The 6,587-nt window shown below is 22.3% G+C and carries 4 protein-coding genes; 2 read left to right on the top strand and 2 right to left on the bottom strand.

Annotation, left to right across the window (positions count from 1 at the left end; genetic code table 11):
* The first annotated feature begins 80 nt into the window (after nt 1–80).
* Nucleotides 81–299, top strand: coding sequence for a DUF2922 domain-containing protein (locus ACRDDY_RS00660; RefSeq protein WP_438563038.1), 219 nt, complete (start codon nt 81–83; stop codon nt 297–299).
* 171 nt (nt 300–470) lie between these two features.
* On the opposite strand, the gene ACRDDY_RS00655 is transcribed toward ACRDDY_RS00660, so the two are convergent.
* Both ACRDDY_RS00655 and ACRDDY_RS00650 read right to left on the bottom strand, forming a co-directional pair.
* Nucleotides 471–3,104, bottom strand: coding sequence for a hypothetical protein (locus ACRDDY_RS00655; protein ID WP_438563037.1), 2,634 nt, complete (start codon nt 3,102–3,104; stop codon nt 471–473).
* Nucleotides 3,097–5,931 carry a hypothetical protein gene (locus ACRDDY_RS00650; protein ID WP_438563036.1) on the bottom strand — a complete coding sequence of 945 codons (2,835 nt, stop codon included), beginning with the start codon at nt 5,929–5,931 and terminating at the stop codon, nt 3,097–3,099. The genes ACRDDY_RS00655 and ACRDDY_RS00650 overlap by 8 nt, the downstream gene beginning before the upstream one ends.
* A 298-nt stretch (nt 5,932–6,229) precedes the next feature.
* Here ACRDDY_RS00650 and ACRDDY_RS00645 point away from each other — a divergent pair, with 298 nt between their 5' ends.
* Entirely contained in the window at nt 6,230–6,445 is a 216-nt protein-coding gene (locus ACRDDY_RS00645; RefSeq protein ID WP_438563035.1) for a DUF1659 domain-containing protein, read from the top strand.
* Nucleotides 6,446–6,587 lie beyond the last annotated feature (142 nt).

Here is a 6,587-nt window from a genome sequence, read left to right as displayed (position 1 = left end):
ATTAAAAGATAAAAGTTCTATTAAAAAAACAAAAGATGGCTATTAAAATAAAAATATTTAATCCAAAGGGGGATTTTAAAATGGAAAAGAAATATGTTCTTAAAATGGCTTTTAAAAATGAAGAAGGTAAACAAACTACCATTACCTTAAAAAATATTAAAGAAAATTTAGATTCTGAAGCTGTTGAAGCAGCTATGGATGCTATAGTTGCTCAAAATATTTTCTCTTCTGCTGGTGGAAATCTAGTAGAAAAAATTGATGCTGAAATAGTTGAAACAACTGTTACTCCAGTTCAATAATTAAAAGGAGGGCCTCTAAATTCTTTAGAAGCTCCTCCTTTTTCCAATTAAACCCCAAGTACCCGGGTACTGTTTGTCCTGCTGTTTATCCTGTTTGTCCCGGTATTTTTCTTAGATATGACTTTCCCCTATCTAAGTTACTTATTTCTTATTTTCTTCCCTTAATTTAATTTATCTATTTTTTTCTAAAACTTTCTCTAAGTATTCCAAATATTTTTCATCAGATATTTTTCTCTCTACAAAAGAAGTATCTATACTATATTTTCTAATTTTATCAATCCAAAATAATATCTTCTCTTTACTTAAACCTTTATTTAATTGAGAATAATAAATATATGCATATTCATTAGATAATGTTGTATTGAAAAGCATTGGATCATCTGAATTAATAGTTATAATAACATTTTTAGCATCCATTTCCTCTATCTTATTTAGATTCATGGAGTGATTTTCTAAAACTGAATTAAATTCTCCAATACTTGTATTAGAACTTGGATTTATTTCAACAACAATTCCTTTTTCAGCAATCTGTTCTATTAATATTCTTTGCATCTCTTTAATAATATCTATCTCTATTTCATTAATTTCTACGTATATAGGCTCATCCATTTTTTCTTTTATATATTGATTTTTCTTTAAATCTTTAAATGAATATGTTTTAATAAAATCATCTATATTTTCATAGATTTTTTCATCTTCTCCTGAGACTTCTTTTGAAAATAAATTTCTATACATATCATATAATTTAGGTATATTAATAGTCCCTAAAATTTTATTATTATTAATTCTTTTTTCTTCTCTACAATTAAAGTTAGATTCATCTTCTTTAAGAATTTCAGTAGCTAAATTTATTATTTCTTTCTCTAAATAAACAGAAAAGTTATGATTATTTAATTTATATTTACTAATTTTATTCCAAACCCATAATAAATTATATAATTTTTCTTTTCTTGGAATTAAAATTATGTGATTATTGCAGGCCCAATTTTCAACGTCTAAACCTAAAACAGTTCCATGACCAATTCTATCAGCAGCATGATATTTAAACTTATTTATTACCTCGTCTACTCTTCTTAAACCACTTAACATATGTCTAAAATCTTCTCCTGCATGAAATGTAAAGCCTAAACTTTTTACATTCACTAAATTTCCATCGCCATCATCAACCTTTAAATAATCAATTTCACTTCCTCTACAATTTAAAAATGCTTTTGTTAAAGTAAAAACTCCCATATTATTTTCAAGACTTGCAGCATCTATCCCTACAATAAAATATGAGTTATAGGGATTTTCATTTCTAAATTTAATTAAAGTTTCACTTATTCTCAAATATTTCTTTTCATTTTCAAAATGCTTATTATATGATTTATCCTCTTTTAAATCATCACTTTTTATAAAATGATAAACTAATCCTATTCTAGGAAATCTTTTATCTTTATAATCCTCTTTTATTACTTCTCTGTAGGCTTCTAAAATTTCATAATATTTTTTTCTTAAAAGTTCTATATTTTTACTAGGTGTTATCCTAAGTTCTGCATATTTTAAATTTTCATTTTGAAATTCACTTCTAATTAGATCTTTATAATAGTTTTTTCCTTCAATAGGATTAATAGCTTCTTCTATCATTCCTGTCCCATTGTTATAAAAATCAGTAAATATATCTAATCCCTTAATTTTAGTATTATTACAAAAAGTACTGTAAAAATAATTTTTAATTCTGATATAATTCATAAATAAATCTAAAAATAATCCATCATCATTATTTTCTTTTAAATATTGAAAAGCTTTAGCTAAAAAAACATTTTCTTCATAAGTTCTTAAATTATATACATCAGTAAAAATTTTTGATAAAATATCATAATTTTTATCATTCTTTTCAATAGCGTATTCCTTTAATAATAAATTAAAAACTTCATAGAAATTATAATTTTCTAATTCAGTAAATCTATTATAAATATCCTTATAATTTAATTTATCTATTGATATTATTTCTATAAGTTCATAAAATTTTCTACTAAAGCTACTTTCTTTATCCTTCAAAAAAAAGCTACTCAAAGTATCCTTACTATTATAATCAATATAATTTTGCAAAAAAATTGCCAAAACAGTACGAACTAGAACATTTACTTTTACTAAATTATTCATGTTACATTTCCAGATATCAGAATTATTTATATATTTTATATTTGTCTTTTTTAAGACCTCATCTACTCTATCTATATCACTATTAATTAACTTCCATAAAAAATTAAAACTTAAAGCTGCGTTTGCATGAATATGATTTTCTGCTATACCTGAAATTAAAATATCATCTAACTGTTTGTCCGCTAATTTTACATAGGAATAAAATTTATCAATTTCATCTATAGAAAACTGTTCTCTTCTATTAACTAAAAAATACATAGATATTGTATCCATAGTAATAGCACTATTTATTCTTCTATAAATTTCTATTTTCTCAAAATTTTTATAATGCCCAAAAATATTACAATCATTTTCATTTTCCCAATACTTATAACAAAGTGATCCATCTCTAATAGTTATTAAGGCTCTACTAATTTCATCTATACTTTTTAAACAAAGTTTATTTAATCTTATATTTTTTTCTTTATTCAAACAATCTTTATAATATTTTTTTAAAGCTAACCTTAACCAATCTATATTTTTTAAATTTTTATCTTCTATAAATTGAGATATAAAAAGTTTTTCAAAGTCTCCTTCATCAAATTCATCACAAAAAATAAAATTTTCATTAATAAAAGGATATAGAATAGTATTTAAAGTTTCATCTAAATTTTTAACCATTATTTATCTCCTGATTATTCTCATTTTCTTCAGTATCTTCAAATTCTAAACCTAATACCTCTAAATTCCCTTTTTCCATATTCATTGCTTTTTTATAGCAATTATCAAATAATTTTATATAAGATTCTCTCAAATTATCTAAATTTTTTTCAACTATAATATCCGAATTAAATCTTTCCATAAATTCAATTTCAAGATTAATTATATATTTTATATAATTTATTAACACATCTGAATTGTTAATTATCATATTTTTTTCAGAAATAATTTTTTCATCATTTATCTTTTTCCAAATTTCAACATATATATATATTATACTTTCTTTACTTAAAATAGCTTTATTAATTATAGCTACTTCTAATTCAAAACGTTCTGTACGCCCATACCAAACTCTACTGTTAATTTTGTCTAGCTTGTTAAAAATATTATTATATTCAGCATAAGTAATATTATTTTTTTTAGAAAGACCTTCTCTTTGGAACTCCTCTTGAATACTTTTAAACTTACTTTTTGTTCCATGATTTTGATTATTAATAAATTTATCAATTTCTTCTTGTATTTCTTTAATATTTATTTTAAACCCAATAGTATTATCATTACTAACTTTAAAAAATACTGATTCAATTAATGATTCTATCTTAATTTCACTATTTCCACTTAATTTCCCTATAATTTTTTTGATATAACTTTTTTCTTTTTCATCAAAATCTTTTTTATTTTTTATTTTTTCTAAAACAAGCCTATACTTTTCAGCTTTAGGAAAAACTTCTTTTATCTTAGGTATTTCTTCATAAACTATTTTTTCATTTCTTATTCTTTCAATTAAATTATATATAGGAGCTTTACAAATTAATTCTATTTTCGAATTTTGAACTAGTTTAGTAACCCAACCTATTTTTTCATTTAATAATTTATCTAAATTATCATATCTACTACTTTTAATACTTATATTATCCATGAACTCAATAAATTTTTCATATCTTTTTAAATTCCCCGAATTTTTATTTTTAGCTATTACATCAATAAGAAAAGTACTTTCTTCTATTTTGTTTTCATTATTTATCCCTATAAAATCATTTATTGCTACATAAATTTCTTTTTTCATCTCATCATTATTTAATTTATCAAAAGAAAATCCTCTTATTTCAGTCAATTTTTCTAATAATACAAAAACTATTTCTAAATCAAGTTTTAAGATTAAATCATCTAAATAATATAAGCTTTTTTTAAAATCACTTTGATTATAATCACTTAAATTTGCATCTATCTCTATTTCATTTTTTTCTTTATTATTTATTATTAAATATAATATTTTTTCTTTAACCTCTATATAATCTATTTTATCAAATTTAATTTCTTTATTTATTTTTTTTACAAGTTCTAAAATAATAAAAAATATAATATTTTTTTTATTATTATCTTTTATTATCTGTCTTTTTTCTTCTAATGTCTTTTCTCTTAAATTTTCTTCCTTTACTACTTCAAATTTTTTAAATTTATTATAGTCAATTCTAGTATTTTCGAAGGAATCTCCCCAAATTAAACATTCCCCTAAAAACTCCTTTTTATATTTATTAAGAAAACTAGCTGACTCAACTATAGTGTCAATAAAGGCTTTTATCTCTTTAAATTCCTTATTATTAACTTTATCTAAAGCATAAAATACATTTATAAGCCCTCTTGGAGTATTATCAAAAATCGAATAGGCTATTCTAGGAGTTATTATTTTCCCATTATCTAATTGATAACTAAAAATACTATTTTCTCCATTTAATAATTTTTTTAACCCATTTACTAAAGTAAATTCCATTTCATTTACTTCAAAAGAAAAATTAGGAATACTTTCTAAATCCCATTTTATAAGATTATGCCTAAAAGATGGTGGAATTATTTTTTTTAAATATTCTCCACTTAAATAATTTTTTCTTTTTGAAATAGAAACTCCACTATTTAAAAATCCATCTTCATTCGCATATTGACTTTTTAAAAGTTCACTTCCTACTAATGATAAAGTTACTGAATCACTAAAAATTTCATAGTCTCCTGAAATTAAACAAACTATATTTTTATGGCAAATATATTTCATTATAGTTTCTATAATTTCTTTACATTTCTCTTGCTTTAAATCAGCATCATCTATGGTTATAAAAATCATAGTTGTATGATTCTCATCTATTTGATTAATTCGATTATTAACTTCCACAAGTTTATCTATAAATTCAAGAAAAACTTTTTTAAAATTTATATCTGGTGATAATAAATTACGATATTCATTTTTATACCTTTCTATATTAGTAAAGTTTTGAGTTAAAAGCTTTCTATACTCTTCATCTATATAACAATAAACTTTCAAAAGTTCATCTAATTTTATTTTTAATGGGTTACTATTTTCAATATATCTTCCATTATTAAAGTAATCTTTAAATTTATCATCGTTGCAATATTTAAATCCATTATCACTAATATGCTTTTCGATATTTTCATTAACCCATTCCCTAAAACTTCCTAATATAACACCTATTATCCTAGTTAAATCTGAAAAATTATCTGGATCTACTATGTTTAAAATAATATTTTTCTTTCCTTTTTTTCGCAATTCATTATGTATAGTATATAAAATAGATGTTTTCCCTGTTCCTCTAGGTCCCCAAAGACTTATTGTATTATTAAAATCCTTTTGTCCACTTTCATTTTTACTATTTATAGCAGCTTTTTCAAATTCATCGATTTGCTTTAAAACCAAATCATAGGTTGGTAATATTTTCTTTGCTTGTTCAGCTCCTAAATCACGGGCACCAATAAATATTTTTTCTTTTACATTAATCAAAATAAATTCTCCTTTTTTAAATAAATTACCTTTTTTCAATTCATTTTTATTATCGACAAAATTCTTAAATACTTAAAATTATTTGTATAGTTACTTTATTTTCTATTGAAATTTACATATCCATAAAGGCAATTAACCCCAATCTTTAACTATTAACTAATCATTTATTTAAAAATATATATCTTTTTTTATTTGCTACAATTTTAATCATAATTTGAAAAGCCAAAAATATTTTTTAAAATAAAAAGACAAAATTTCATTTTAATGAATATATACTCTTTGAAAGGAGTTGATATTAATGGAATTAACAACAATAACAAAAAAATCATTAGTTTTAAAGTATGAGGTGTACAATGCTTCGGAGGATAAAAATGTCTTCACTACTCAAAAGTTTTCTAGCATAAAAACTAATGCCTCTGATGCTGCTCTTAAAGAAGTAGGCTCTAAGTTAGCTTCTCTTATTAAAAGTGATAGCATCTTCGTTAGAAAAGAAGAAAATCATTTATTTGACTAAAAGTACCCTACTGTTAAACTTTTAAAACTAAAGAAAAATCAAAGGAAAGATAACATTAAAAGATAAAAGTTCTATTAAAAAAACAAAAGATGGCTATTAAAATAAAAATATTTAATCCAAAGGGGGATTTTAAAATGGAAAA

The sequence above is a fragment of the Clostridium sp. genome, assembly GCF_051656525.1.
Taxonomy (GTDB): domain Bacteria; phylum Bacillota; class Clostridia; order Clostridiales; family Clostridiaceae; genus Clostridium.
This window is presented reverse-complemented; position numbering and strand designations above follow the sequence as displayed.

Coding starts and splice junctions, on each gene's coding strand:
- ACRDDY_RS00660 (WP_438563038.1), top strand. CDS start 81: ATGGAAAAGAAATATGTTCTTAAAATGGCTTTTAAAAATGAAGAAGGT.
- ACRDDY_RS00655 (WP_438563037.1), bottom strand. CDS start 3,104: ATGGTTAAAAATTTAGATGAAACTTTAAATACTATTCTATATCCTTTT.
- ACRDDY_RS00645 (WP_438563035.1), top strand. CDS start 6,230: ATGGAATTAACAACAATAACAAAAAAATCATTAGTTTTAAAGTATGAG.